Origin of the sequence: Sphingomonas lenta (assembly GCF_002288825.1) — a bacterium.
GTDB lineage: Bacteria > Pseudomonadota > Alphaproteobacteria > Sphingomonadales > Sphingomonadaceae > Sphingomonas > Sphingomonas lenta.
Genome location: NZ_NSLI01000003.1, coordinates 153,815 through 177,496 on the forward strand (window position 1 = coordinate 153,815; position 23,682 = coordinate 177,496).

Annotated in this window: 24 protein-coding genes; 14 read left to right on the plus strand and 10 right to left on the minus strand. The window is 70.9% G+C overall.

The annotated features are described in order from the left end of the window. Positions 1 to 6: 6 nt before the first annotated feature. The 3 genes from CKY28_RS08025 to CKY28_RS08035 are packed head-to-tail and all read right to left on the minus strand — an operon-like array spanning position 7 to position 2,223. On the minus strand, positions 7 to 753 hold the full coding sequence (locus CKY28_RS08025) for a molybdopterin-dependent oxidoreductase (protein WP_095997834.1): 747 nt from the start codon (positions 751 to 753) through the stop codon (positions 7 to 9). Next, complete coding sequence (locus tag CKY28_RS08030; RefSeq protein ID WP_095997835.1) at positions 750 to 1,454, minus strand: cytochrome b/b6 domain-containing protein; 705 nt, start codon at positions 1,452 to 1,454, stop codon at positions 750 to 752. The genes CKY28_RS08025 and CKY28_RS08030 overlap by 4 nt, the downstream gene beginning before the upstream one ends. Positions 1,455 to 1,464: 10 nt before the next feature. After that, positions 1,465 to 2,223, minus strand: coding sequence for a sulfite exporter TauE/SafE family protein (locus tag CKY28_RS08035; protein WP_095997836.1), 759 nt, complete (start codon positions 2,221 to 2,223; stop codon positions 1,465 to 1,467). A 116-nt stretch (positions 2,224 to 2,339) separates the two neighbouring features. Between CKY28_RS08035 and CKY28_RS08040 the strand changes: the two genes are divergently transcribed. Then, positions 2,340 to 2,939, plus strand: coding sequence for a methyltransferase family protein (locus tag CKY28_RS08040; protein ID WP_176473010.1), 600 nt, complete (start codon positions 2,340 to 2,342; stop codon positions 2,937 to 2,939). A 4-nt stretch (positions 2,940 to 2,943) separates the two neighbouring features. Here the strand turns inward: CKY28_RS08040 and rlmN are convergent, their stop codons facing one another. Together rlmN and CKY28_RS08050 are read right to left on the minus strand one after the other, a co-directional pair. Then, a complete protein-coding gene (gene rlmN, locus CKY28_RS08045; protein WP_095997838.1) occupies positions 2,944 to 4,158 on the minus strand; it encodes a dual-specificity RNA methyltransferase RlmN in 1,215 nt (404 codons plus the stop codon). A 37-nt stretch (positions 4,159 to 4,195) separates the two neighbouring features. Continuing rightward, positions 4,196 to 5,062 (minus strand): LysR family transcriptional regulator, encoded by an 867-nt coding sequence (locus CKY28_RS08050; protein ID WP_095997839.1) that lies wholly within the window; start codon positions 5,060 to 5,062, stop codon positions 4,196 to 4,198. 138 nt (positions 5,063 to 5,200) lie between these two features. Between CKY28_RS08050 and bla the strand changes: the two genes are divergently transcribed. Beyond that, entirely contained in the window at positions 5,201 to 6,034 is an 834-nt protein-coding gene (gene bla / locus CKY28_RS08055) for a class A beta-lactamase (protein ID WP_217989571.1), read from the plus strand. On the opposite strand, the gene CKY28_RS08060 is transcribed toward bla, so the two are convergent. The 3 genes from CKY28_RS08060 to CKY28_RS08070 are packed head-to-tail and all read right to left on the minus strand — an operon-like array spanning position 6,015 to position 7,794. Continuing rightward, positions 6,015 to 6,683, minus strand: a complete 669-nt coding sequence (locus tag CKY28_RS08060; protein ID WP_095997841.1) for an HPP family protein — start codon at positions 6,681 to 6,683, stop codon at positions 6,015 to 6,017. The genes bla and CKY28_RS08060 overlap by 20 nt on opposite strands. Next, a complete protein-coding gene (locus CKY28_RS08065; protein WP_095997842.1) occupies positions 6,683 to 7,144 on the minus strand; it encodes an invasion associated locus B family protein in 462 nt (153 codons plus the stop codon). The genes CKY28_RS08060 and CKY28_RS08065 overlap by 1 nt, the downstream gene beginning before the upstream one ends. Beyond that, positions 7,141 to 7,794 (minus strand): histidine phosphatase family protein, encoded by a 654-nt coding sequence (locus CKY28_RS08070; protein WP_176473011.1) that lies wholly within the window; start codon positions 7,792 to 7,794, stop codon positions 7,141 to 7,143. Before CKY28_RS08070 ends, CKY28_RS08065 begins: the two co-directional genes overlap by 4 nt. Before the next feature lie 101 nt (positions 7,795 to 7,895). Here CKY28_RS08070 and CKY28_RS08075 point away from each other — a divergent pair, with 101 nt between their 5' ends. The 9 genes from CKY28_RS08075 to recF all read left to right on the plus strand — a co-directional run bounded on the left by CKY28_RS08075 (position 7,896) and on the right by recF (position 14,640). After that, positions 7,896 to 8,498 carry an outer membrane protein gene (locus tag CKY28_RS08075; RefSeq protein WP_095998557.1) on the plus strand — a complete coding sequence of 201 codons (603 nt, stop codon included), beginning with the start codon at positions 7,896 to 7,898 and terminating at the stop codon, positions 8,496 to 8,498. Between the two features lie 125 nt (positions 8,499 to 8,623). After that, positions 8,624 to 9,739, plus strand: coding sequence for a DNA polymerase III subunit beta (gene dnaN, locus CKY28_RS08080; RefSeq protein ID WP_095997844.1), 1,116 nt, complete (start codon positions 8,624 to 8,626; stop codon positions 9,737 to 9,739). A gap of 2 nt (positions 9,740 to 9,741) precedes the next feature. Then, the gene (locus CKY28_RS08085; RefSeq protein WP_141243881.1) at positions 9,742 to 10,401 is read left to right on the plus strand and encodes a hypothetical protein; all 660 of its coding nucleotides are present in this window, start codon (positions 9,742 to 9,744) and stop codon (positions 10,399 to 10,401) included. Between the two features lie 223 nt (positions 10,402 to 10,624). Continuing rightward, on the plus strand, positions 10,625 to 11,005 hold the full coding sequence (locus tag CKY28_RS08090) for a hypothetical protein (RefSeq protein ID WP_095997846.1): 381 nt from the start codon (positions 10,625 to 10,627) through the stop codon (positions 11,003 to 11,005). A 47-nt stretch (positions 11,006 to 11,052) separates the two neighbouring features. Beyond that, the gene (locus tag CKY28_RS08095) at positions 11,053 to 11,322 is read left to right on the plus strand and encodes a type II toxin-antitoxin system Phd/YefM family antitoxin (RefSeq protein WP_095997847.1); all 270 of its coding nucleotides are present in this window, start codon (positions 11,053 to 11,055) and stop codon (positions 11,320 to 11,322) included. After that, the gene (locus CKY28_RS08100; protein WP_095997848.1) at positions 11,322 to 11,750 is read left to right on the plus strand and encodes a type II toxin-antitoxin system VapC family toxin; all 429 of its coding nucleotides are present in this window, start codon (positions 11,322 to 11,324) and stop codon (positions 11,748 to 11,750) included. The genes CKY28_RS08095 and CKY28_RS08100 overlap by 1 nt, the downstream gene beginning before the upstream one ends. A 60-nt stretch (positions 11,751 to 11,810) precedes the next feature. Then, the gene (locus CKY28_RS08105) at positions 11,811 to 12,683 is read left to right on the plus strand and encodes a hypothetical protein (protein WP_095997849.1); all 873 of its coding nucleotides are present in this window, start codon (positions 11,811 to 11,813) and stop codon (positions 12,681 to 12,683) included. A 113-nt stretch (positions 12,684 to 12,796) separates the two neighbouring features. After that, positions 12,797 to 13,564 carry a Coq4 family protein gene (locus CKY28_RS08110; RefSeq protein WP_095997850.1) on the plus strand — a complete coding sequence of 256 codons (768 nt, stop codon included), beginning with the start codon at positions 12,797 to 12,799 and terminating at the stop codon, positions 13,562 to 13,564. A 29-nt stretch (positions 13,565 to 13,593) separates the two neighbouring features. Beyond that, positions 13,594 to 14,640: a DNA replication/repair protein RecF gene (recF, locus tag CKY28_RS08115; protein ID WP_095997851.1), complete on the plus strand. Its 1,047-nt coding sequence runs from the start codon at positions 13,594 to 13,596 to the stop codon at positions 14,638 to 14,640. Between the two features lie 425 nt (positions 14,641 to 15,065). On the opposite strand, the gene CKY28_RS08120 is transcribed toward recF, so the two are convergent. Then, positions 15,066 to 15,275 carry a hypervirulence associated TUDOR domain-containing protein gene (locus CKY28_RS08120; RefSeq protein ID WP_095997852.1) on the minus strand — a complete coding sequence of 70 codons (210 nt, stop codon included), beginning with the start codon at positions 15,273 to 15,275 and terminating at the stop codon, positions 15,066 to 15,068. A 116-nt stretch (positions 15,276 to 15,391) separates the two neighbouring features. On the opposite strand from CKY28_RS08120, the gene CKY28_RS08125 reads away from it, so the two are divergent. The 3 genes from CKY28_RS08125 (at position 15,392) to CKY28_RS08135 (ending at position 20,048) form a co-directional block, all read left to right on the plus strand. After that, on the plus strand, positions 15,392 to 16,255 hold the full coding sequence (locus tag CKY28_RS08125) for a DUF4336 domain-containing protein (RefSeq protein ID WP_176473012.1): 864 nt from the start codon (positions 15,392 to 15,394) through the stop codon (positions 16,253 to 16,255). Between the two features lie 71 nt (positions 16,256 to 16,326). Next, the gene (gene gyrB, locus CKY28_RS08130; protein ID WP_095997853.1) at positions 16,327 to 18,798 is read left to right on the plus strand and encodes a DNA topoisomerase (ATP-hydrolyzing) subunit B; all 2,472 of its coding nucleotides are present in this window, start codon (positions 16,327 to 16,329) and stop codon (positions 18,796 to 18,798) included. After that, on the plus strand, positions 18,798 to 20,048 hold the full coding sequence (locus CKY28_RS08135) for an esterase-like activity of phytase family protein (RefSeq protein WP_095997854.1): 1,251 nt from the start codon (positions 18,798 to 18,800) through the stop codon (positions 20,046 to 20,048). The genes gyrB and CKY28_RS08135 overlap by 1 nt, the downstream gene beginning before the upstream one ends. Positions 20,049 to 20,090: 42 nt before the next feature. Here CKY28_RS08135 and CKY28_RS08140 read toward each other — a convergent pair whose 3' ends face one another. Beyond that, complete coding sequence (locus CKY28_RS08140; RefSeq protein ID WP_095997855.1) at positions 20,091 to 23,681, minus strand: ABC transporter permease/M1 family aminopeptidase; 3,591 nt, start codon at positions 23,679 to 23,681, stop codon at positions 20,091 to 20,093. Position 23,682 lies beyond the last annotated feature (1 nt).

Genomic DNA, 23,682 nt, shown 5'->3' on the forward strand with positions numbered 1-23,682 from the left:
ACCCGGCTAGATCCCGGCGTACCAGTCATAGTCGTAATGGTCCTCCCAGAACCCGCCGCGGCCCAGCCCGATGCCGTCCAGGCTCGCCACCGCGTCTATGCCCATCAGGTACTTGGCGTGCTTGTAGCCGAGCTGCCGCTCGACGCGGAGCCGTGCGGGGGCGCCGTGGCCGATGTCGAGCAACCGGCCGTTGAGGCCGAGCGCGACGATCGTCTGGGGATGCCAGGCGTCGACCATGTCGATCGACTCGTAATAATTTCGCCCGTTCGGGTAGCGGTCGGCGCAGCGGAACACGACGTAGTTCGCGCTCCGCCGCACGCTCGCGGCGTGAAGGATCGTGCCGAGCATCGGCCCCGTCCAGCGCCCGATCGCGCTCCACCCCTCCACGCAGTCGTGCCGCGTGATCTGCTCGCGCAACGGCATGGAGCGGAGCTGGGCGAGGCTGAGCGCCAGCGGCCGGTCGACGAGCCCGCCTACCTGCAGCCGCCAGTCGACGAAGCCGTTCGCGGCGAGCGCCTGGTACTCCGGCGTGCCCGGGTTGTTGTTCCCGTTGACGCGGAACACGGGCGACAGGTCCTCGGCCGCGTACTCGCGCGCCAGCGCCGAGCGGTCGGTGATCGCGCGGTGCAGCCCGCGATGAAAGTTCTCGCCGGAGAAGAGCAGGCGCTTGGCCGCGGGCACCTCCAGCACGCGGTCGCAACCGCCGAGCATCAGCGCGCCGCCGCCGACGACGAGATCGCGACGGCGGATCATTCGGGGACCTTCCACCTGCCGGTCACCATGGAACGCAGCTCGTTCCACGTCCCCGCCAGGATCACCAGCGTCAGGTGCACCACCGTGAACAGCGCGATGAGGCCGGACGCGATGAAGTGGATCGAGCGGGCCGACTGCCGCCCGCCCAGCAGGTCGAGGATCCAGGGAAAGGTCGCGTTGAGCCAAGGCGACAGCGCCATGCCCGTCAGGATCGCGAGCGGGAGGAGGACGAACAGCACGAGCGCGTAGGAGAGCTTCTGGAACAGGTTGTACTGGTCTGGCGCCTCGGGATCGTGGAAGCGGAAGTCGAGGTGCGCGCGGAAGTCGGCCCAGATATGCCGCCGGCTGAGTTCACCGCGCCTGATCGCGAGCTTGCGCTGGAAATGCCGGTTCAGCAAGCTCACGACCATGTAGGCGAGCAGCCCGAAGCCCAGCACCACCGCGAAGAACAGGTGCCAGCGCCTGGACAGCGCGAGGCTGTAATAGCCGGGGATCGTCACCCAGTCGGGAAAGCGCGGCACCTCCGCCCAAGCCGCGTCGAAGTTCGCGCCATACTCGCCCCAGTAGAGCCGCCGGTGCGCGTTCGAGATGCCGAGCCCCGAGCCCAAGAGCACGATCACCGCGACCGCGTTGACCCAGTGCCACACGCGCGTCGCGAGGCGATGCCGTTTGACGATCGTGCCGGGCGGGACCTCGCTCACGCCCGCAGATCTAGGCGTAGGCGCGCCAGAAGAAAACCAGCGTGGTCGCCAAGGTGACGAGCAGCGTCCACGCCCTGACCAGCGGCGGCGACAGGCGCTTGCCGAGATGCGCGCCCGCCCAGCCCCCTAAGCTCGCGCCCGCCAGCATCGGCAGGCAGGCGCGCCACTCGACCATGCCGACGGCGACGAACACCAGCGCCGCCGCGAAGTTCGCGACCGCCAGCATCAGCGTCCGCGGCGCGAACAGCGCGCGGGGGCCGATGCCCGCGAGCAGCCCGTAGACCGCGGTCGTGATCAGCCCCACGCCGCCCCCGAAATAGCCGCCGTACACGCCCAGCAGCGTCTGCGCCGCGACCAGCGTCCGCGCGCCGATCGTGACCCGCGCGTGCAGCCACTCGGCGGCGCGCTTGCCGAACGCGATGACGAGGAAGGCGAACAGCAGCAGCCAGGGGATGATCACGTCGAACGTCGCGCTCGGCGTCACCACGAGCAGCCAGCTCCCCACCAACCCGCCCGCGAAGGTGATCGCCGCCAGCATGCGCACGCCCACCCCGCCCAGGGGTGCAAGCTCGTCGCGGAACGCCCAGGCGCTCGCCCCCGCGCCGGGCAGCAGCGCAACGTTGCTGGTCGCGTTGGCGACGTTCGCGGGCAGCCCCAGCGCGATCAGCGACGGCAACGTCGCGAACGTACCGCCACCCGCCAGCGCGTTCATCGCGCCGCCCACCGTTCCGGCGGCGAAGGGCAGGGCGAGGGAGGCCGGGTCGGGCATGCGCGCCTATCGCCCGCCGCCGCGCGCTTGTCGACGGCCCATGGGCGCGGGGCGCTGCGCCGGAAGCGGATAATTAACCGAACCGGCGCTAGGCCGCGGACATGAGGAGCGGCGGCATGCGCAAGGCCTGGATCATCGACTTCGCCGAGCGCGCCTTCGTGGTCGCGCTCGCCGTGCCTTTCATGGCCGCGTTCCTGTCCTACTCGACCGCCCATCCGTACGTGCTGCTGCTCGCCTGCATGGAGCTGGCGACCGCGGTCATGATCCTGATCCGCCGGCCCGGCGAGGCCGCCACCGCGCCCTGGCCCGTCTTCCTCGCCTTTGCGGGTACGGGGTTCCCGCTCTTCGTGCGGCCCGGCGGCACGGGCCTGATCGATCCCGCGGCCGCCCTCTCGATCATGGGCGTGGGCGCGACGGTGAGCTTCCTCGCCAAGCTGTTCCTGAACAGGAGCTTCGGCATCATCGCCGCGAACCGCGGCACCAAGACGGGCGGGCCGTACCGCTTCGTCCGCCACCCGATGTACGCGGGCTATTTCGTCACGCATGTCGGCTTCGTGCTCGCCAACGCGTCCGCCTGGAACGTCGGCGTGTACCTGATCGCCTGGACGCTGCTCGTCCTGCGCATCCGCGAGGAGGAGGCGATGCTGCTCCGCGACCCCGCCTACCGGCGGTTCGCCGAGCGGGTCCGCTGGCGCGTCGTCCCCGGCCTCTACTGACGCCTCACGCCAGCGCGGCGAGCTTTTCCTCCGCCTGCCGGTCCAACTCGGCGCGTGATTTCCGCTCCGCCGCCGTCTTCAGCTGGCCGCACGCCGCGTCGATGTCGCGGCCGCGCGGCGTCCTGACCGGCGCGGAGATGCCTGCCTCGAAGATGATCTCCGAGAAGCGCCGCACGCGCTCCGGCGTCGAGCACTCGTAAGGCGCGCCCGGCCAGGGGTTGAACGGGATCAGGTTCACCTTGGCGGGCAGCTTGTACTGGCGGATCAGCCGGACGAGCTCGCGCGCGTCCTCGTCCGAATCGTTCTTGTCGCGCAGCATCACATACTCGAAGGTGATGCGCCGGGCGTTGTTCGCGCCGGGATAGTCGGCGCAGGCCTGGAGCAGCTCCTCGATACCGTACTTACGGTTCAAGGGCACGATCTCGTCGCGGATCTCCTTGGTCACCGCGTGCAAGGACACGGCGAGGTTGACGCCGATCTCCTCACCCGCGCGCGCCATCATTGGCACGACGCCACTTGTCGACAGCGTGATGCGGCGCTTGGACAGCGCGAGGCCGTCGCCGTCCATCACGACGTGGAGCGCGTCGCGAACCTGCTCGAAATTATAGAGCGGCTCGCCCATGCCCATCATGACGATGTTGGTGAGCATGCGGCCCTCGGGCTGGCTCGGCCACTCGCCCAGCGAGTCGCGCGCGAGCATCACCTGGCCGACGATCTCGGACGCGGACAGGTTGCGCACGAGGCGCATCGTGCCCGTGTGGCAGAAGCGGCAGTTGAGCGTGCACCCCACCTGGCTCGACACGCAGAGCGTGCCGCGGTCGGCGTCGGGGATGAACACCATCTCGTAGTCCTGCGCGTCCGCCGAACGGAGCAGCCACTTGCGCGTGCCGTCCGATGACACCTGCGCCTCGACCACCTCCGGCCGGCCGACGACGAAGCGCTCGGCCAACCAGCCGTGCTGCGCCTTGGCGATGTCGGTCATCGCCGAGAACTCGACAGCACCCCGGTTGTAGATCCAGTGCCAGATCTGCTTAGCGCGCAGCTTGGCCTGCTTCGGCTCCATGCCCGCGTCGAGCAGCGCGGCGCGCAGCTGCTCCTTACTTAAGCCCACGAGATCGACGCGCCCGTCCGGCCGCGCGGCGGCGTCCGGCTTGCGGGGCACGGGCACGGGATCGATGTGCCCGGGGATGGGCATGAGTGCGGCCGAAACTGTCTGCATGCGCGCGCATATAGGCGAAAAGCCCCGCGCTTTCCACTCACGCCGCCGCGCCCCGCAGCCACGCCCGGAAGGCCACCATCGCCGCGCTCTCGGGCCGCGAATGGAGGCGCGTCAGCCAATAGCGCCCCGTCTCGATCTCCACCGCGAAAGGCCGCACCAATCGTTCCGCCGCCAGCTCGCGCGCGAACATGGCCGCGGGCGCGAGCGCCACGCCCAGACCCGCCGCGGCCGCCGCGACCATCGGCACCGAGCTGTCGAACACCGTCGCGCGCACGGGCGGAGAGGGGACGCCCGCCGCCGCGAACCAGCGCGGCCATTCGTCGGCGCGGTAGGAACGGAACAGCGCCTCGCGCGCGACGTCGCCGGGCGCGTGAAGCCGTTCGGCCAGCGCCGGCGCGCAGAGCGGCGTCAGCGGCGCCCCCATGATCGGCTCGGCATGCGTCGCGTGCCACGCGCCGTCGCCGAAGCGGATCGCGAGGTCGAGCCCCTCGGCGGCGAGATCGGTGCGGTTGTTGTTGGTCATGATGCGCAAATCGACCTCAGGGTGCGCCCGCGCGAAGTCCGGCAGCCGCTCCAGCAGCCAGCCGCTCGCGAAGGTGCCGACCACGCCCAGGTTGAGCACCTCGCGATACCGTCCGCCCGAGAACCGGTCGAGCGTGGCGCCCACCCGGTCGAACGCGTCCGCCACCACCGGCACGAGCGCCAGCCCCTCGTCGGTCAAGGCCAGCCCGCGCGGCAATCGCCGGAACAGCGGCACGCCCAGCCGTCGTTCCAGCGCCGCGACCTGATGGCTCACCGCGCCCTGGCTGACGCACAACTCGATCGCGGCGCGCGTGAAGTTGAGGTGGCGCGCGGCGGCCTCGAAGGCGCGGAGCGCGTTTAGCGGTAGTTGGGCGCGGTCCATCGCCGATCCATTACTCCAGCTCATGGCTCCGTCGAGCAATGATGCTTTGTCCGCCCGTCCGCTGCGCGGCACTCAGGTCGCATAGCTTAAGAAGGGACGGCGATGCTGAGGCGAACTTTCCTAATCGGTGCGGGATGCGTGGCCGCGAGTGCCTGGGCGCAGCGCGGGCCCGCGACGTTCGGCGGCGACGCGTTCCGGCGCGGCGTGCTCCTGCTGGAGCGGGAGGCGCAGGGGCGGCTTGGGCTGGCGATCCTCGACACCGGCACCGGCGCGCGCTTCTCGCACCGCGCCGACGAGCGCTTCCCAATGTGCAGCACGTTCAAGCTCCCGCTCGCCGCCGCCGTGCTGGCGGAGGTCGACCGCGGCCGCGAACGGCTCGACCGGCGGATCGCGATCGCCGCGTCCGACATCGTCGCGCACTCGCCCTTCGCCAAGCCGCGGGTGGGTGGCGCCACTACCGTCGCCGAGCTGTGCGAGGCGACCACGACCGAGAGCGACAACGCCGCCGCCAACCTGCTGCTGCCGGCCGTGGGCGGGCCGGCGGGGCTGACGCGGTTCATGCGCGCTCTCGACGGCGGCGTCAGCCGGCTCGACCGGCTGGAGCCTGTGATCAACGAGAGCCTGCCCGGCGACCCGCGCGACACGACCAGCCCTGCGGCGATGCTGGCGATGGTGCGGCGTTTCGCGCTCGGCGACGCGCTGTCGGCCGCCTCGCGCGAGCGGCTGGTCGGCTGGATGATCGCCAACAAGACGGGCGGGCGTCGCTTGCGTGCAGGTCTTCCCGCCGACTGGCGTGTCGGCGACAAGACGGGTGCGGGCGAGCGCGGCAGCGACAACGACGTCGCGATCCTCTGGCCGCCGAACCGCCGGCCGATCCTGGTCGCGTCCTACCTGACGCAGACGCCGCTGCCGTTCGAGCGGACCAACGCCGTCCACGCCCGGCTCGCGCGGCTCATCGCCGCGTCGGCCTGAGCCGCCGCGCCGCCGCCTCCGCCTCGACGCGCGCGAGCAGCCGCTCCAAGTCCTCGCGCGCGATGTCGAACGTCTCGTGCTCGGCCTCGAGCGCGCGGTCGAGGTCCTCGGGCAGGAAAGCGGGCTGCGGCTGCGCGGGGGCTACGCGGTGCGGGTAGCTGTGGCCGGAGAAGCGGTGGAAGCCCCAAGCCGCGGCTACCAGCAGCGCCGAGTTGAGGCCTACGGGCACGAACGGGAACAGCCAGCCGGCGTCCACCACCGCCGGCCCGCCGATCACCGCTACCAGCGCCGCCGCCCCGCCCGGCGGGTGGAGGCAGCGCGCGAGCGACATGACGAGGATCGCCGCGCCCACCGCCAGCCCCGCCGCGAGCGGACCGGTCCCCAGCGCTTGCGCGAACGCGACGCCCACCAGCGCACCCACCACGTTTCCGCCCAGCACCGGCCAGGGCTGCGCGAGCGGGCTCGCGGGCACCGCGAACACCAGCACCGCGCTCGCTCCGATGGGCGCCACCATCTCCGGCATCCCGAGCGGCAGCCTACCTAGACAGGCGAGCGCGACGAAGCCGATGCCCAGCGTCGCGCCCAGGCACGCGACGAGCCGGTCGGAGAAGGTCGCGCCCGCCAATATGGGCCGGAACAGCCGGAGCATCAGCGCCGCCCCAGGCACGCCAGCGCCGCCGCGTCGATCGCGGTCGCGGCGCCGTCGAGGCGGTAGGTGTCGGCGAAGGGCCGCCCGCCGACGGCGACCGCCTCGACGCTCATCGACCGCCCCGACCGCATCGCCCCCACGATCGCCCGCTCGGTCGCCGCATCGGGCGCCCAGGCGTCCGTGCCGGTGGCGGCGAGCGCGAAGCGGCGCTCGCCCACCGACAAGGTCACGCGCCCCGACCGGTCGCGCGCGCGCGACAGGCGGACATGGAGCGCGTTGCGCTGGCCCCGCTTCGGAAAGGTGCCGACGCTCGCGAAGGGCCGCCACCGCGCCCGGCCGCCGGAAATCTCCGGCCGCGCGATCGCGTAGCAGCGGTCGGCGTCGCGGAACGCGCCCCAGGCGCCGTGTACGCCGAGGAGGTCGCGCGCCGAGGCGAGCGCGAGGGCGAGGAACACGCTCACGCCGGCGCGTGCCCGCCGCCTAAGTGCACGACCCGCTCGCGCCCGCGCTCGATCATCACCACCGACCCCTGCGGCAGCCCGGGCGCGAGCGGCGCGCCGAGTTCGGGCAGGACCGGCAGCCCGCACATCACGCCCCGCATCACGCGGCTGGAGATGCCGTGCATCACGACCAGCCGGTCGCCCCCGTCGTCCGCCGTCTCGGCGAGCCACCCGCCCACGCGCTCGGCGATCCCGCCGTAGCGCTCGCCGTCGGGCGCGCAGCGCAGCGCGCCGGTGGCGGGGTCGACCACCGGCCCGACCTCCGCGACCACGTCGGCGTAGTAGCGCCCGCCCCACGACCCCATGCCGATCTCGACGAGCCGCCCATCCGTGCGCGCGCCGTGCCAGTCCAGCTCCAGCCGTTCGGCGATCACCGCCAGCGTCTGCAGCGCGCGGCCCGTCGGCGACGCCCACAGGGTCAGCGCCGGTTTCGCCCCCAGCAGCTCCCGCAACGCCCGCCCTATCTCGTCCGCTTGCGCGAAGCCCGCGCGCGTCAGCGGGGTGTGCGCGTGGTCGCCCTGCAACCGTCCGGCGGCGTTGAACACCGTCTCGCCGTGCCGCGCGACGAAGTCCCGCCCTTTCCTCTCTGCGCCACTGTGGCCGATCTGCAACGCTTCCACCTGTTTATCTGAGGTTCATGCAACAGTTCGCGGCCGCGCTCATTGAGCCGCCACCCCCGGACGGTCCGGGCTTGTACAAGGAGTATCGGTTCATGCGTAAGCTTCTTCTCACCCCCATGGCTCTTGGCGCAGCACTCGCCGCCGTCCCCGCAGCCGCGCAGGCGCAGACCGCCGAGTCGGTGCCGCACTCGGGCCTCCGCGCCGAGGCGCTGGTCGGCTACGACGCGCTGACGTCGGGCGAGGATTCGGACGGCGTCGCCTATGGCGGCGCGGTCGGCTACGACGCCGCGGTCGGCGGCATCACGCTGGGCGCCGAGGGCGAGTACACTCAGTCGAGCATCAAGGGCGAGGAGGGCAACCTGCTCGTGTCCGGCGACAGCGCCCGAGTGACGCTGGGCCGCGACCTCTATGTCGGCGGCCGCGTCGGCCTTCCCGTGTCGCCCGCGACGCTCGTCTACGGCAAGGCCGGCTACACCAACGCGCGCATCAACACGCGCTACACCGCCGGCGCTACCACCGTGCGCGACAAGGCCAACGCCGACGGCCTGCGCCTGGGCGCCGGCGTCGAGCAGAAGATCGGCTCGCAGTCCTACGTGAAGGCGGAGTACCGCTACTCCAACTACAAGGAGATCGAGGACTTCGACATCGACGCCGACCGCCATCAGCTCATGGCGGGCGTGGGGATCCGGTTCTGAGCCTAACCGCTCGTTAACCAGAGTCGCGGGAAGGGGTCGGGGCGCTTGCTCCGGCCCCTTTTTCTTGGGTAGGACCGGCGACCAACGTTTCGCTCCCTGAGTCTTAGGGGGCCGGGGGAGTTTCCATGAAGGCGACCATCGAACGCGCGACCCTCCTCAAGGGGCTGAGCCACGTCCAGTCCGTGGTGGAGCGCAGGAACACCATCCCCATCCTCTCCAACGTCCTGCTCGAGGCGCGCGAGAACGGGTCGCTTCGCATGATGGCGACCGACCTCGACCTCCAGATCAACGAGTCGGTGCCCGCCGCGGTCGACCAGCCGGGCTCGACGACGGTGTCCGCGCACACCTTGTTCGACATCGCGCGCAAGCTGCCCGAGGGCGCGCAGGTCCAGCTCCACGCCGCGGAAGGGCGCATGTCGATCGTCGCGGGGCGCGCGCGCTTCTCGCTCGGCACGCTGCCGCGCGACGACTTCCCCGTCATCGCCGAGGGCGAGCTGCCCGCCCAGTTCGAGCTGCCCGCCGAGACGCTGAAGCAGGTCATCGACAAGACGCGCTTCGCCATCTCGACCGAAGAGACGCGCTACTACCTCAACGGCATCTTCCTCCACGTGTCGGAGGACAAGGGGAGCCCCGTGCTCAAGGCCGCCGCCACCGACGGCCACCGCCTAGCGCGCATCACCATGCCGCGGCCGGAGGGCGCGGACGGCATGCCCGACGTGATCGTGCCGCGTAAATGCGTGGCCGAGCTGCGCAAGCTGCTCGACGAGGTCGACGGCTCGGTCGGCGTCAGCCTGTCGGCGACCAAGATCCGCTTCGACCTCGGGCAAGCGGTGCTGACCAGCAAGCTGATCGACGGCACCTTCCCCGACTACAGCCGCGTCATCCCGACAGGCAACGACAAGATCCTGAAGCTCGACCCCGCCGGGCTCAAGGAGGGCGTCGACCGCGTCGCCACCATCGCCACCGAGAAGACGCGCGCCGTCAAGATGGCGCTCGACCGCGACAAGGTGACGCTGTCGGTCACCAGCCCGGAGAACGGCACCGCGGCCGAGGAAGTGCCCGGCGACTATACGTCCCAGCCGTTCGAGATCGGCTTCAACAGCCGCTACCTGCTCGACATCCTGGGGCAGATCGATGGCGACACGGTGGAGGTCCACCTGGCGGACGCCGCCGCGCCGACGCTGATCCGCGAGAACGACAAGGCTCCTGCGCTCTATGTGCTGATGCCGATGCGGGTGTGACGGTGCGGCAAGTTCTTCTGGCGGTGTCGCTCGCCGCCTCCGCCGCCGCGCCGGTGGGCGCACACAAAGCTGAGTCGCTCCGGCTAAGTCCGGCGGATCGCGATGGGGCGGTGTTGATTGACAGCGCGCGCCTGCCCGACAGCTACCACGTATACATCGCCAGGATCGAGCCGGACGGCTCGCTGGCCGGCTTTTGGCAGGTCTACGTGGCTGGTTCGGTACGCATAACACCCAACGGAGTCGTGCCCAGTACGGAGAAGAAGCTGTCCGCGGTGCGGATGCGCCCCGGTCGCTACGTCTTCACGCGCGTGCTCCAGAACCTTCATTGGCAGGCGTGCATGTGGGCCGGGACACTCACGTTCGAGGTCAGGCCGGGCGTGGCGAGCTATATAGGCGAGGTCGATCCTAGACCGGTGCTGGACGGCATGGTCGCGCATGCGACGGCCGAGGGCTTGACCAGATCGCCCTACTCCGGCGGAGTGCATCAGTTCAGAGAGCGTTTCCCGCCGCTCCGCGCCATCGGCCCGACAGCCGAGCGTGTGTCGGAACTGGACCGCGACCGCGCACGCCTATTCAGGGCATTGTCGGCTCCGGTCGTCGCGCAAACGGCGGCCCCGCTCGAGTTCGCGTCCTACCAAGCATCGGGTCGCCTCTGTAGGTGAACGTAACGCTCGCCGACATCGCTGTCGTGATGCAATCGGACGGCGCGTATATGCGCCAAGAGCTCGCAAGGATAGTTCGACGGATTCGATCAGGTCGGATGAAGGCCGATGAAGCTCGACGAGCCGGCCTGTTCCGCCGACTCGCGCCTCTGCTCGAAAAAACGGGCTTATCGCTGGCGGCCATCTACGTCGCGGGTGCGCGGGCACGGCGAGGCCGTATCTAGTGCGGCGGAGCTGGTCGAGCTTCGGCCGTTCCTACGCGCTCGAACTCGCCGGCGACTCGGTCACGCTCCTGATCGACCGCGCGCCCGCGGTGACGCTGAGTTTGGCGGAATGGAACGCCGTCCGCGCCGGCTTGAACGACCTCGCGCGCGAGCGCGCCGCGGCGAGCGGCCCGACCGACATGGTCGATCGACCGCTCGTGCCCAACAACGGCAAGCCCTGGACGGAGGAACTGGATCGGGAGCTATGCCGCCGCTGGTACGCGGGCGAGGGCCTGGCCTCGCTCGCCGTCGTGCTCGGCCGCACCGAGGGCGGGGTCGCGTCGCGCCTCGTCCGCCTCGACTGCGTGGCCGACCGCGACGAGGCCCGCGCGCGGCGCTGACGGCGGTGGGGCGGGATGCTATATGCCCCCGGCGAGGAGATGACGTGATGAACGCGGTGAGGTTGGGCGACAGTCACTGGGATCTCGACGAGGTGGTCGGGCGCGCGGAGGCGGGCGAGACGGTCGAGATCATGCGCGGGGAGCGGGTGGTGGCGAAGGTCGTGCCGGTCGAGACCGGCGCGGTGATCGCTCCCAAGAAGCTTATGACGCCGGACGAGTGGAAGGCGTTCCTGCGCGAGATCGAGGAGTTCGCGTCGACGCTGAAATATGACCCGACCAACTCGGTCGAGGAGATGCGGAAACAAGCGCGCTACTGATGATCTACGCCGATGCGTCGTTCGTCGTGGCCGTGCTGGCGCAGGAGACCTATTCCGCGCTGGCCCGTGCCTTCCTGGCCGACCATGGCCCGACGGAGCTGGTCGTCAGCGCCTGGGCGATCACCGAGGTGGCTAGCGCGCTGGCCATGAAGGAGCGACGCCGCGACATCGATCGGCGCGAGCGCGAGCGGCTCGCTGCCGAATGGGACCGCCTCCGATCCATGATGACGCCGGCATCGATCGGCGAGGAGGATTTCGTATCGGCCGCCTCCCTCGTCGACGCCGACCCGCGCGGCTTGCGCGCCGGCGACGCGCTCCACCTCGCGATCGTGCGGCGCGCCGGGCACGCGCTCGCCACGCTCGACCGCGACCTCGCCGACGCGGCGGAGGCGATTGGCGTCGAGGTGATGCTGCGGCCACCGGCCTAGGAACCGCGCCGCGAAAAAAGGTACTGTCCTACAGGTTCCGCTTATGTTCCAACCTGGTCCATGAGCGATTCGACACTCCCGCCCGCCAGCGCTCCGGCGCTCCTTCCCACCGAGACGACCGACGTCGTGCCCGACGCGCACGGCTTCGATCCGGAGGCCTATGACTGGTACCCGGTCCTCCGCCGGCCGCGCGCCGACGGCTGGACGCACGCCAAGCAGCGCCTGTTCATCGAGGTGCTCGCCGACACCGCCAGCCCCAGACAGGCCGCCGCCGCGGTCGATATGTCGCTGGGCAGCGCCTACAAGCTGCGCCGCTCGCCGGGCGCGGAGGGCTTCGCCGCCGCCTGGGACGCCGCGATCCAGCAGGCGTCGAAGCGCCTGGTCGACATCGCCTTCGAGCGCGCGGTGGACGGCGTCGAGGAGCCGGTCTGGGACGCCGACGGGCGCGTCGTCGGCCACAAGACGCGCTACAACGACCGCCTGCTCATGTTCCTGCTGCGCGCGCACCAGCCCGAACGCTACCGGCACGCCGCGCGCGAGGTGCGGCAGTCCGATGAAGCACCCCCGCCCGCCTTGCCGCCCGTCGCCGAAGCGGTGACCCGGCTCGATCCCGTCAAGCCCGCGGAACCGCACGCGCGGCTCGAAGAGGACGTGCTCGAATGCCGGTTGCAGGTCGCGGACCTGAGCGGGGGCGAGCTGCCCCGCTGGCACCATCCCGACCCGTGGAACCACTCCTACAACGTTCGCGAGCGCGAACGGCAGGCCGAGGCGGATCGCAAGATCGACGCGCTGCTCGACGAGGCGCGCCGCTTGAACAATCCCCATCATGATCCGGAGGCGATCCGCCGCGAAGCCGAGGAGAGGGACGCGGAGGAGCTGCACGAGCGCCGGTCCCGCCGCGCCAAGCGCCGCGCGCGCGGTCGCGGGTGGTGACGCGTGGCGGGCATACGTTCTTGCGGTGTACTTTAGTGTACTTCCGCCGTGGCGCGCTTGACGGATCGGCCGATCGGGCCTACTGACAATAGTGTTAGTAAGGGATCAACCCCATGTACCAGACCGAAGCCCGCGAGACGTACAAGCGCGACTGGCGCACCGCGCTGTCGGCGCTGCGCAAGCTGCTCAAGAACGGCGACGACACCAGCCAAGTGTTCATCATCATGCGCGCGCTGAACGGCGCGGCGACGCCCAAGAACTACGGGCGGCTGCTGCGGACGGAGGCGGGCGCGCGCCTGGCCTATGAGCGCGTCGAGCTCGCCGCCGAGCGTTTCTCCGACCCCGCGCTGGTCGCGAGCTACGCGCCCGGCACGGTGGGCGCGGCCTATCGCGACTGGCTCGCCGAGACGGGCTATTCGGCGGAAGGACTGGCCGAGGTGTCGAACCTCGACAAGCGCGAGACGCCGATCCCGCACCCCTATGCCTGGTTCGGCCGCCGCACGCGCGACGTGCACGACGTCTGGCACGTGATCACCGGCTACAAGGCGGACGAGACGATGGGCGAGGCGGCGCTGGTCGCCTTCTCCTACGCGCAGACCAAGGGCATGGGTTGGGCGCTGATCGCCGTCGGCGCGGCGCTGAAGAGCATCCGCGAGACGGGCGGGACGCTGTTCGCGAAAGCGGTGCTGGAGGGCTACCGGCTCGGCAAGCGCGCGAACTGGCTGCTCGGCGAAGACTATGAAGCGCTGATGCACGAGCCGCTCGACGCCGCGCGCCGCCGGCTGAACATCGGCGAGCCCGTCGCCTACAAGCGCGCGCAACGCGAGCTGGGCGCGGAGCTCGCCTCTTACGCGAGCAGACAGAAGGCCGCGCTCGCCTAATAAGGACGCGGCGGCTAGGACCGGGCGCGATGCTGTCGCGCCTGGTGCTCACCGACTTCCGCAACCACGCGCAGCTCGCGCTCGAGCCCGGCCCCGGCTTCGTCGTCCTCACCGGCGAGAACGGGTCGGGCAAGACCAACATCCTCGAAGCCGTCTCCCTGCTCGCGCCCGGCAAGGGCTTGCGCCGCGCCGCCCTGTCCGACATGGCGCGCCAGGGCGGGCCGGGCGGCTTCGGCGTCGCCGCCACCGTGGGCTGGGACGTGGAGGTCGCCACCGGCGCGCTCGCCGCCGCGCCCGAGCGCCGCGTCACGCGGATCAACGGCGCGCCCGCGACCGCCGCGACCCTGCCCGAGTGGCTGACGGTGCTGTGGCTTACCCCCGCCACCGACCGCCTGTTCGTCGAGCCCGCGGGCGAGAGGCGGCGCTTCCTTGACCGCCTCACGCTGGCGCTCGCCCCCGCGCACGCCACCCACGCCGCGCGCTACGAGGCGGCGATGCGCGCGCGCAACCGCCTCCTGTCGGAAGACCGCCCGCCCGACCCCGACTGGCTCGCCGCCCTGGAGGCGCAGATGGCCGAGCACGGCGCCGCGCTCGACGCCGCCCGGCGCGAGGCGGTCGCGCTCCTCGCCGAGCGCCTCGCGACCCAACCGCCCGGCCCCTTCGCGCGCGCCGGCCTGGCGCTGGAGGGCTGGACCGGCGACGCTCCCCGCCTGCTCCGCGAGCTACGCGAAGGCCGCGCGCGCGACGCCGCCGCCGGCCGCGCGCTCAGCGGCCCGCACCGCGCCGACCTCGCCGTCACCCACCTCGACAAGGGCCAGGCGGCCGCGCTCGCCTCCACCGGCGAGCAGAAGGCGTTACTCCTGGGGCTGGTGCTCGCGCACGCCGAACTCGTCGCCGACCGCACCGGCCGTCCGCCTGTGCTCCTGCTCGACGAGGTCGCCGCCCACCTCGACCCGCAGCGCCGCGCCGCGCTGTTCGAACGGCTGGCCGGGCGCGGCCAGGTCTGGATGACGGGCACGGAGCCCGCCTTGTTCGAGGGCGTGGACGGCGCCGCGGTTCGTTACGCGCTCGGCTGAACCCCCGCTGTCACCTAAGCTCACGCGCCGTTCAAGCCCGCGCGCCTAATCCGCCGCCCGAGCGTGGGGACGTTCGGAGTGTAGCTTTATGCGTATCCTCGCCACTCTCGGCCTCGTCGCCGCCACCCTGTTCCCCATCGCGTCGGGCGTGGCGGGGCGGTGATCGGAGACGGGCCGGACATGCGCCGCTCCCGCCCCCGTGGCGGGGGCGGTCGCTATCCCCGATCGCCCCGCCGCGGACCGGTGCGCCACCCGCGGCCTGCCATGTCATCAGGGCCGCTTCAGGCGACGCTCAGGCTGTTACGCGCGCTGCTCACGCAGCTGCGGCGCTGAAGTCGGGTGACGTACGGGCCGACGCGGGAGCAAGTCCCGCGTCGTCGGACGGGCTGGAGCCCGCCGACCGGCCCGAGGAGCTGAAGAAGGGCTCAGCCCTTCTTCAGCTCCTCGGGCTTGTGCACCGCCTCCTTGCCCGATTTGTCGCTCTTCACCCGATATTGCGGCTCGCCCTTGGTCGCCTTGGCGGTGTGCCCGCCGGCCTTGGTGGTGCCCGTCTCCTTCTTGACCACCGTGCCCGACGTCTGCCCCTGCGGCGTGTCCCACTTTACATGGTCGCCGGCCTTGAAGCTCTTGGTCATGTCCGTCTCCTCGCGTCTTCCATGACGTGAACAGGGCGGCGATGGAGGGGTTCCGACCGAACATGGAACCAAGAAGTCCCAGCGGCACTGACGCCCATCGGATCGGGAGCGGCGTCATGGACCGAAAAGACCAGCTCGAAGGGGAGAACACGGACCAGCGTCGGCGGATCGGCGCGGTCGAGTTGGCCGGCGGGGCCGCGGTGGTCGTGGGCGGGCTGCTCGCCGCCCGTGCCGTCGCGACGCGGCGTGGTCCGTCAGCCGACAGCGCGTACAGGCCGCTCGACACGCCCAAGCCGGTCGCCGACGGCGTCTGGACCGTCGATAGCGGCCCCTTGAAGCCCGCGGGCGTGCCCGTGCCGCTGCGCATGACGGTGCTCAAGCTCGCGAACGGCGACCTCGTGCTGCACTCGCCGACGCGCTACTCGGCCCGGCTCGCCCGCGAGCTGGAGCCGATCGGGCGCGTGGCGCACCTCGTCGCGCCCAACAGCGCGCACTGGATGTTCGTGCGCGACTGGCAGGCCGCTTACCCCGACGCGACCACCTGGGCGGTGCCGGGCCTGCGCGATCGCGGGCAGGTCAAGCGGTCGGGCGTGCGCCTCGACCATGATCTCGGCGACGACGCGCCGGACGCCTGGGCCGGCGAGGTGCGGCAGGGGATCGTGCCGGGCGGGCTCGGCTTCCGCGAGGCGTGGCTGTTCCACGAGGCGTCCGGCACGCTGGTGCTGACCGACCTGGTCCAGAACATCGAGCGGGAGCGCATGCCGCCCGTCGCCAAGTTGCTCATGCGCTTGGCGGACGGCGACGACGGACGGCCGGCACGACACCTTCGCGCCGTGCTGAGGCTCGGCGGGCGCGGGACCAAGGACGCGCTCCGGCGGCTGCTCGACCTCGATCCCGTGCGCGTGATCTTCTCGCATGGCCGCCCGTTCGAGGAGCGCGCCGCCGAGCGCCTCAGGCGGGCGTTCAAGCCGCTGCTCTGACCGTCCCGCCGCGGCCCGGGCCGGGGCTCATTGCGCTTCCGTATTGCACCCCGAATCCCTATATGCTCGCTATGGCAAGCTCCCCTCAGAACAGCGAATACGGCGCCTCCTCGATCAAGGTGCTCAAGGGCCTCGACGCGGTGCGCAAGCGTCCGGGCATGTATATCGGCGACACCGACGACGGGTCGGGTCTCCACCACATGGTGTTCGAGGTCTCCGACAACGCGATCGACGAGGCGCTGGCGGGGCATTGCGACCGCATCGACATCACGCTCAACCCGGACGGCTCGGTCAGCGTGACCGACAACGGGCGCGGCATCCCGACCGGCATCCACCCGGAGGAGGGCGTGTCGGCGGCCGAGGTCATCATGACCCAGCTCCACGCCGGCGGTAAGTTCGAGAACACCTCGGACGACAACGCCTACAAGGTGTCGGGCGGCCTGCACGGCGTGGGCGTGTCGGTGGTGAACGCGCTTTCCGAGTGGCTCGACCTCACCATCTGGCGCGACGGCGAGGAGCATTACATGCGCTTCGCCCACGGCGACGCGGTGGCGCCGCTCAAGGTCGTGGGCCCCGCGGAGAGCAAGAAGGGGACGCGCGTCACCTTCCTGCCGTCTCCTGAGACGTTCAAGATCACCGAGTTCGATTTCGACAAGCTCGAGCACCGCTATCGCGAGCTCGCGTTCCTCAACTCGGGCGTGCGCCTGTTCCTCACCGACGCGCGCCACGACGAGCCCAAGACCGTCGAGTTGTACTACGAGGGCGGCATCGCCGCCTTCGTGAAGTGGCTCGACCGCGCCAAGACGCCGCTTTTCCCCGCGCCCATCGCCATCACCGGCCAGCGCGAGGCGATCGGCATGGACGTCGCGCTCGAGTGGAACGACAGCTATTACGAGAACGTCCTCGCCTTCACGAACAACATTCCCCAGCGCGACGGCGGCACCCACGTCGCCGCCTTCCGCGCCGCGCTGACGCGCACGCTCAACAACTATGCCGAGAAGTCGGGGCTCCTGAAGAAGGAGAAGGTTACCCTGACGGGGGACGACATGCGCGAGGGCCTGACCGCGATCGTCTCCGTCAAGTTGCCCGACCCGAAGTTCAGCTCGCAGACCAAGGACAAGCTCGTCAGCTCCGAGGTGCGCCAGCCCCTGGAGGCGCTGATTGCCGACAAGCTCGCCGAGTGGCTGGAGGAGAATCCGGCCAACGCCCGCTCGATCGTCCAGAAGGTGATCGACGCCGCCGCCGCGCGCGAGGCCGCCCGCAAGGCGCGCGAACTCACCCGCCGCAAGGGCGCGATGGACATCGCCTCTTTGCCCGGCAAGCTCGCCGACTGCCAGGAGCGCGACCCCGCCAAGTCCGAGCTGTTCCTCGTCGAGGGCGACTCCGCCGGCGGCTCCGCCAAGCAGGGCCGCAACCGCCACTTCCAGGCGATCCTGCCGCTCCGCGGCAAGATCCTGAACACGGAGCGCGCGCGCATCGACCGGATGCTCACCTCCAAGGAGATCGGCACGCTGATCACCGCGATGGGCACGGGCATCCGCGACGACTTCAACCCCGACAAGCTGCGCTACCACAAGATCGTTATCATGACGGACGCCGACGTCGACGGCGCGCACATCCGCACGCTGCTCCTCACGCTCTTCTACCGCCACATGCCGCAGATCATCGAGGGCGGTTACCTCTACATCGCGCAGCCGCCGCTCTACAAAGCGACGCGCGGCCGGTCGGAGGTGTACCTCAAGGACGACGCCGCGCTCGACGACTATCTCGTCGACGCGGGCATCCAGGCGCTGGGCCTGGAGACGGCGGGCGGCATGCGGTCGGGCAATGACCTGCGCGGACTGATCGAGCACGCCCGGCGCATGCGCACGCTGATGCGCTACGTGCCGCGCCGCTACGACCCGGCGATGATCGAGGTGCTGGCGCTGGGCGGCGTGCTCGACCCCGCGAGCGACCGCGCCACGCGCGAGGAGGCGCTGGTCGAGGTCGTACGGCTCCTCGACGCCAACGACCCCGAGGCGCGCTGGTCGGCGCGGCTGACGGAGGACGGCGGCGTGCACTTCCAGCGCCTGTGGCGCGGCGTCACCGACCACCATATCGTCGAGGCCGGGTTCCTGGTGTCGGCGGAGGCGCGCAAGCTCCATGCATTGGCCGCCGAACAGTCGGACGCCTATGCGCGCCCTGCCCAGCTCGTGCCGCTGAAAGGTGCGCCGCAGCCCGCCGAGACGGACGAGGACGGCGAGACGGTGACCGCCACCCGCGCCGGCACGCGCGTGTCGCGGCCGAGCGAGCTGCTCGACGCCGTGCTCCAGGCGGGCCGCAAGGGCCTCGCCATCCAGCGCTACAAGGGCCTGGGCGAGATGAACGCCGAGCAGCTCTGGGAGACGACGCTCGACCCCGCGAACCGCTCCATGCTCCGCGTGTCGTCGGCGGACGTGGAGGGCGCCAACGAGATCTTCACCCAATTGATGGGCGAGGTGGTGGAGCCGCGCCGCGAGTTCATCCAGGACAACGCCTTGAACGTCGCCAACCTAGACGTGTGATGGACCCTCATCGTTCGACGGCGGCGACCGAGGGCGTCGCGGTCCGCATCACCCGCCTACGGTTCGACGACGAGCCGCTGGGAGACGTGGCGCTGCCGAACGGCGCGATGCGGCTCACCCGCGGCCTCGGTTCCGGCCTCGCCGTCCGGCCGGGCGACCCGCCGGGCCGGCTATGGGCCGTCGGCGACCGCGGGCCGAACTTCAAAGCGGACCTGGCCCGAGCGCACGGCCTCGACCTGCCGCCCACGCCGCGCGGGGCGAAGATCATGCCGCGCCTCGACATCGGTCCCGCGCTGGTCGAGCTGGAGCTCGACGGCGACGCGGTCCGCGTCCGGCGCGTGCTGCCGATCACGGACGGGGAGGGGCGGCCGATCGGCGGGCTGCCCGTGCCCGCGGGCTCGCACGCGCGCGCCGAGCCCGCGCTGGGACTCGACGGCCGTCCGCTCGGGACCGACCCGTCGGGCGCGGATACCGAAGGCCTGATTGCGCTCCGCGACGGCGGTTTCTGGGTGGGCGACGAGTACGGCCCCTCGCTGCTGCGCCTCGACGGGACGGCCCGAGTTCTCGTCCGCTGGGTGCCGGAGGGTTGCGAGGCGCACTACGCCGGCGCGCGCTATCCGGTCGAGGGCCGGCTGCCGGCGCTCGCCGCGTCGCGCCACATCAACCGCGGGTTCGAGGCGCTGGCGTCGTCGCCCGACGAGCGGCTGCTCCATCTCGCGTTCCAGAGCCCGCTCGCGCACCCGGACGCCGCCGCGCACGAGGCGGCCCAGCATCTGCGCCTCTGGACGCTCGACGCGGGGACGGGCCGGCCGCTCGCGCAGCACCTCTACCCGCTCGACCCGCCCGAGCGCTTCCGGCGCGACGTGGCGGAGGGGTCGTTCGAGCGGTCCGACATCAAGGTCAGCGAGCTCGCCGCGTTCGCGGACGGTCGGCTCGTCTGCCTGGAGCGCGGCTCCGCCTCGACCAAGCTCTATCTGGTGTCGCCGGACGGCGCGCCGGCGCTGCCGCCCGAGCACCTCGATCCGGACACCCGGCCGACGGTCGAGGAGCTGAGCGCCCGCGACCCGGACATGGCCGGGCTGCCGGTGCTCGCCAAAACGCTGCTGCTCGACACCGACGACCACCCGGAGATCGGGCGCGACCTGGAGGGCATCGCGCTCATCGGCCCGAACGAGCTGGTGCTCGTCAGCGACAACGACTTCGGCGTCGAGGGCGCCGAGACGGGGTTCTGGCGCGTTGAGTGGGCGTGACGCGCGATCCGGGCCGGCGCGTGGTCCGGCCCGGACGGTTGCTCAGCCCGCGGTGACCGCGACGAGGTTGTCGTCGCTGTTGCGGTCGACATACTTATTATACGGGTCCACCCCCGCGAAGGCCGGCTTGGACGCGGTGACGATCCGGACGCGCTGGCGGCCCGAGCCGATCGGGCGGCGTTCGAGCAGCAGCACGTCGGCGCGCGCGAACTCGCCCGCGCCCGGCCGCTTCGCGAAGGCGCCCACCTCGATCTCGTCGGCGAGCCGCGCGCGCGTCTCCGCGCCCTTGCCGTCGGCATAGGCCTTGCCCGCCTCCACGTCGACCGCCGTCTCCCAGCGGCCGTCGGGCAGCCGGCGCGTCGTGGCCCCGCTCGCCTTCAGGTCGTAGATCGTGATGCGGCGGAGCAGGTCGATCACCAGCTCGCGTTCGGCGGGCGTGCGGGCGAGCGACAGAAAGCCGTCCACCAGCTCGGTCGATCGCGGATAGGGCGCACCGCGGAAGCGGTGGCGGGCGATGAGCCCCGCGAGCATGCGGTTCACGCGCGCCTCGCCCAGCCGGTCCTGGAGCAGGTACATGACCACCGATCCCTTGCGGTAGTGGATGTAGCCCTGGTTCTCCATGCGCTCCATGGGCAGCTCCTCCAGCGCCTCGCCGCCGCGCGAGCGGAGATAGTTGTCGAGCTCGTATTTCAGGAAGCGCCGGATCTTGTCGTCGCCGTAGAGCTGCTTCATCACCATCAGCGCCGAATATTGCGCCAGCGTCTCGACCCAGATCGTGCCGCCCTGCTGGTCGGCGCCGACGACCTGATGGCCCCAATATTGGTGCCCGATCTCGTGCGCGGTGACGTAGCTGACATAGTCGATCTTCTCGGGGTCGCTGGCGTCCGCCAGAAAGCCGATGCGCTCCGAGTAGGGGACCGTCCCCGCAAACGCCTGCGCGAAGCTGGCGTAGCCGGGGAACTCCATCACGCGCGCATAGGGGAATTGGTAGGGCCCGAAATTCTCGCGGTAGTAGCGGAGCGACCGCGCCATTGCGTCCAGCATGCGGTCGACATTGTACGGGTGCCGGCGATCGTAGAAGACCGACAGCTGGACGCCGTCCGCGACGGCGTCCTTGCGGGCGTAATCCGCCGACTGGATCGAGAAGAAGGCGAGAATGGGCGCGCTCGACACGTAGCGCGCGGTGCGCCGACCGTCCGCGGTCACGTCGGACACGAGCCGGCCGGGCGCGATCGGCGTCTGGCCCGCGTCGGTCGACACCGTGATGTCCGAGCGGACCCAGTCGGCGTCGGCGATGTAGTTGCGGCGCACGCCCTTCGGGTCCTCCAACCTGGCGGGGCGCAGCTCGGCGGGCAGGCCGTGGGAGCGCCGCTTGACGCGGTCGGAGAGCAGGCCCTGCCGGCTCATGCCGATCTGCGGCAGGATCTCGAAATTGTTGAGGAAGGTGCCGTTGGCGACGAGCTGCGGGTCCTCGGCGTTCGCCACCATGCCGCGGCGCTCGCGCGTGGTGCGGAAGCCTATGGCGCCGCCGGCGCCCGCGGGCAGCGGACGGTCGAAACGGTAGATGCGGTGCTTGAACGCGCGGTCGTCGGAGACGAGGCGCGCGCCGGGGACCGTGATCGCCGCGATCTCCGTCCAGCGGTCGGGCAGGCGGACATGGATGTCGGACAGCGGCGCGCCCGTATCGTTCACGAAGCGGTACTCGCCGGTGGCGACCATGCGGCGCTCGGCCGGCCGGAGGTCGACGTTCATGCGCACGTCGGTCAGCGACGGCTGGGGCAGGTTCTCGTACCGGAGATACTTCTTCTCATAGGCGGCGAGCCGCGCCTCGTCGTCGTCGCGGGTGCGGTACTCGTTCACCACGTTCATGTCGCGGTAGAGGTGCGCGCCCGTGCCGGCCGCGACCAGCAGCGCGGCCGCGAGCGCCGCGCCCGCGGGCGAGGCCAGGCGCGCGGGCAGCTGGCCCACGCGCCGCCGGAGACGCGCCTCCGTGCCGCGTCGCCAGAGCAGGTGCGCCAGCACCGCCAGCGCGATCGCCCAGGCCCCCCAATAGAGGCGCAGCCACCAGGCCCGCGCCGCGCCCAGCCGGTCGCCGTTCATGTCGGACAGCTGCACCTGGCCGGTCGCGCCATAGTCGTAGAGCGGGTGCTCCCAGCCGATGTTGGTGAGCGTGATGCTGGCGACGAGGTAGCCGACCATGATCGCCCAGCCGACATATTTGTTGGGGCTGAGCGCCTGGACGAACACCGCCAGCACGGCGAGGATCACGAAGCTCACCGTCATCGGCAGGACGTACCAGCCGAAATACTGGCCTAGCGCCAGATCGTCGCCGCCGCGCGCGACCTGCACCGCCAGCGCGACCAGCACCGACACCAGCAAGGTCGCGAACAGCACGCCCGCGACCGCCAGCGTCTTGGGGAACATATAGGCCCAGTTCGGAAGCGAGGTCGCGTCCACGATCTCGTGCATGCGCCGCTCGCGGTCGCGCCAGACCAGCTCGCCCGCATAATAAATGGCGATAATGATCGGGATCAGGCTGAAGCTGCCCAGCAATATGTCGATGAGCCAGAAGGTGCGCGGGCGGATGGGCGTGCCGAACATCTCGCCGCCGAAGAGGAGGCCGCCCACGGCGTTGAACGCGCCCACCAGCAGCAGGACCAGGAACGCCGGGCTGCGGAACACGAGCCGCATCTCGAAGCGCACGCGCGCCCAGAAGCGCGCCCATGCGGCGGCGCGCGGGCGGACCGGGGGCAGCCGGTCGACGACGCGCGGCTGGGTCGCTGCGAGCTTCTCCTCGCGGCGTTCGGCGCGGCGGAGCGCCCGCTTGGAGGCGCCGCGCTCGGCGAAGCTGAATCGCCAATAGGCGACGCCCAAGCCGAGCAGGCCCAGGCCGATCGCGAGCAGGCGGTTCCACAGCAGCGCGCCCTCGAAGGGCGGCATGCCCGCGTTCGACTCCGACGCGGTCCAGTATCGCGTCACCTCGCCGAACGCGGCGATGCCGAACGGCTCGAAAAGGGCAGCCGTTTGGCGCAGCTCCGGATTGGAGCCGACCACGCCGTTGATGACGAAGTAGAGCACCAGAAAGACGACCACGCCCATGTAGCTGTAGGTCATCGACCGCGTCATCGTCGCGACCGCGAAGAAGATGGCGGCGGTCAGGAATAGGTCGGGCAGCGCGAGCAGGAAATAGGCGTAGGCGTAGTCGGCGAGGCGGTTCGGCCCCAGCGTCTCCCCGTCGATCCACGGCATGAGCGAGCCGAGGAAGATCGCCAGCGGCACCGCCGCGAAGGCGATCGCCGCCGCGCCGAACGCGCCCAGGAAGCGCGCGAGGAGGTAATCGAACTTCTTGACGCGCGTGGAGCGGACCATCGGCCCGAACCCGCTCTCGTCGTCGCGCACGATCACGTTGGCGACGAAGGCGGTCGTCACGAACATGAAGAACAGGGACATGATCAGCGTGGTCTGCGCGATCGCGACCGGCGCGTTCTTGTGGATGTTCCCGCCGGAGCCGATCTGGATCTGCTCCACCGTGACCGACCCGAAGGTCAGCAGGAAGAACAGGATGGAGACGACCCAGAAGACGGGATTGCGGAGCTGATAGCCGAGCTCGAAGCGGGCGATGGCGCCGAACATG

Bases quoted from the DNA above. Each gene is read 5' to 3' on its own strand.
- CKY28_RS08075 (WP_095998557.1), top strand. From the start codon at position 7,896: ATGCGTAAGCTTCTTCTCACCCCCATGGCTCTTGGCGCAGCACTCGCC.
- gyrB (WP_095997853.1), top strand. From the start codon at position 16,327: ATGGCAAGCTCCCCTCAGAACAGCGAATACGGCGCCTCCTCGATCAAG.
- CKY28_RS08050 (WP_095997839.1), bottom strand. From the start codon at position 5,062: ATGGACCGCGCCCAACTACCGCTAAACGCGCTCCGCGCCTTCGAGGCC.
- rlmN (WP_095997838.1), bottom strand. From the start codon at position 4,158: ATGCAGACAGTTTCGGCCGCACTCATGCCCATCCCCGGGCACATCGAT.
- CKY28_RS08060 (WP_095997841.1), bottom strand. From the start codon at position 6,683: ATGCTCCGGCTGTTCCGGCCCATATTGGCGGGCGCGACCTTCTCCGAC.
- CKY28_RS08025 (WP_095997834.1), bottom strand. From the start codon at position 753: ATGATCCGCCGTCGCGATCTCGTCGTCGGCGGCGGCGCGCTGATGCTC.
- CKY28_RS08135 (WP_095997854.1), top strand. From the start codon at position 18,798: ATGGACCCTCATCGTTCGACGGCGGCGACCGAGGGCGTCGCGGTCCGC.
- CKY28_RS08120 (WP_095997852.1), bottom strand. From the start codon at position 15,275: ATGACCAAGAGCTTCAAGGCCGGCGACCATGTAAAGTGGGACACGCCG.
- CKY28_RS08095 (WP_095997847.1), top strand. From the start codon at position 11,053: ATGAACGCGGTGAGGTTGGGCGACAGTCACTGGGATCTCGACGAGGTG.
- recF (WP_095997851.1), top strand. From the start codon at position 13,594: ATGCTGTCGCGCCTGGTGCTCACCGACTTCCGCAACCACGCGCAGCTC.
- CKY28_RS08125 (WP_176473012.1), top strand. From the start codon at position 15,392: ATGGACCGAAAAGACCAGCTCGAAGGGGAGAACACGGACCAGCGTCGG.
- CKY28_RS08105 (WP_095997849.1), top strand. From the start codon at position 11,811: ATGAGCGATTCGACACTCCCGCCCGCCAGCGCTCCGGCGCTCCTTCCC.
- CKY28_RS08140 (WP_095997855.1), bottom strand. From the start codon at position 23,681: ATGTTCGGCGCCATCGCCCGCTTCGAGCTCGGCTATCAGCTCCGCAAT.
- dnaN (WP_095997844.1), top strand. From the start codon at position 8,624: ATGAAGGCGACCATCGAACGCGCGACCCTCCTCAAGGGGCTGAGCCAC.
- CKY28_RS08100 (WP_095997848.1), top strand. From the start codon at position 11,322: ATGATCTACGCCGATGCGTCGTTCGTCGTGGCCGTGCTGGCGCAGGAG.
- CKY28_RS08035 (WP_095997836.1), bottom strand. From the start codon at position 2,223: ATGCCCGACCCGGCCTCCCTCGCCCTGCCCTTCGCCGCCGGAACGGTG.
- CKY28_RS08110 (WP_095997850.1), top strand. From the start codon at position 12,797: ATGTACCAGACCGAAGCCCGCGAGACGTACAAGCGCGACTGGCGCACC.
- CKY28_RS08040 (WP_176473010.1), top strand. From the start codon at position 2,340: ATGCGCAAGGCCTGGATCATCGACTTCGCCGAGCGCGCCTTCGTGGTC.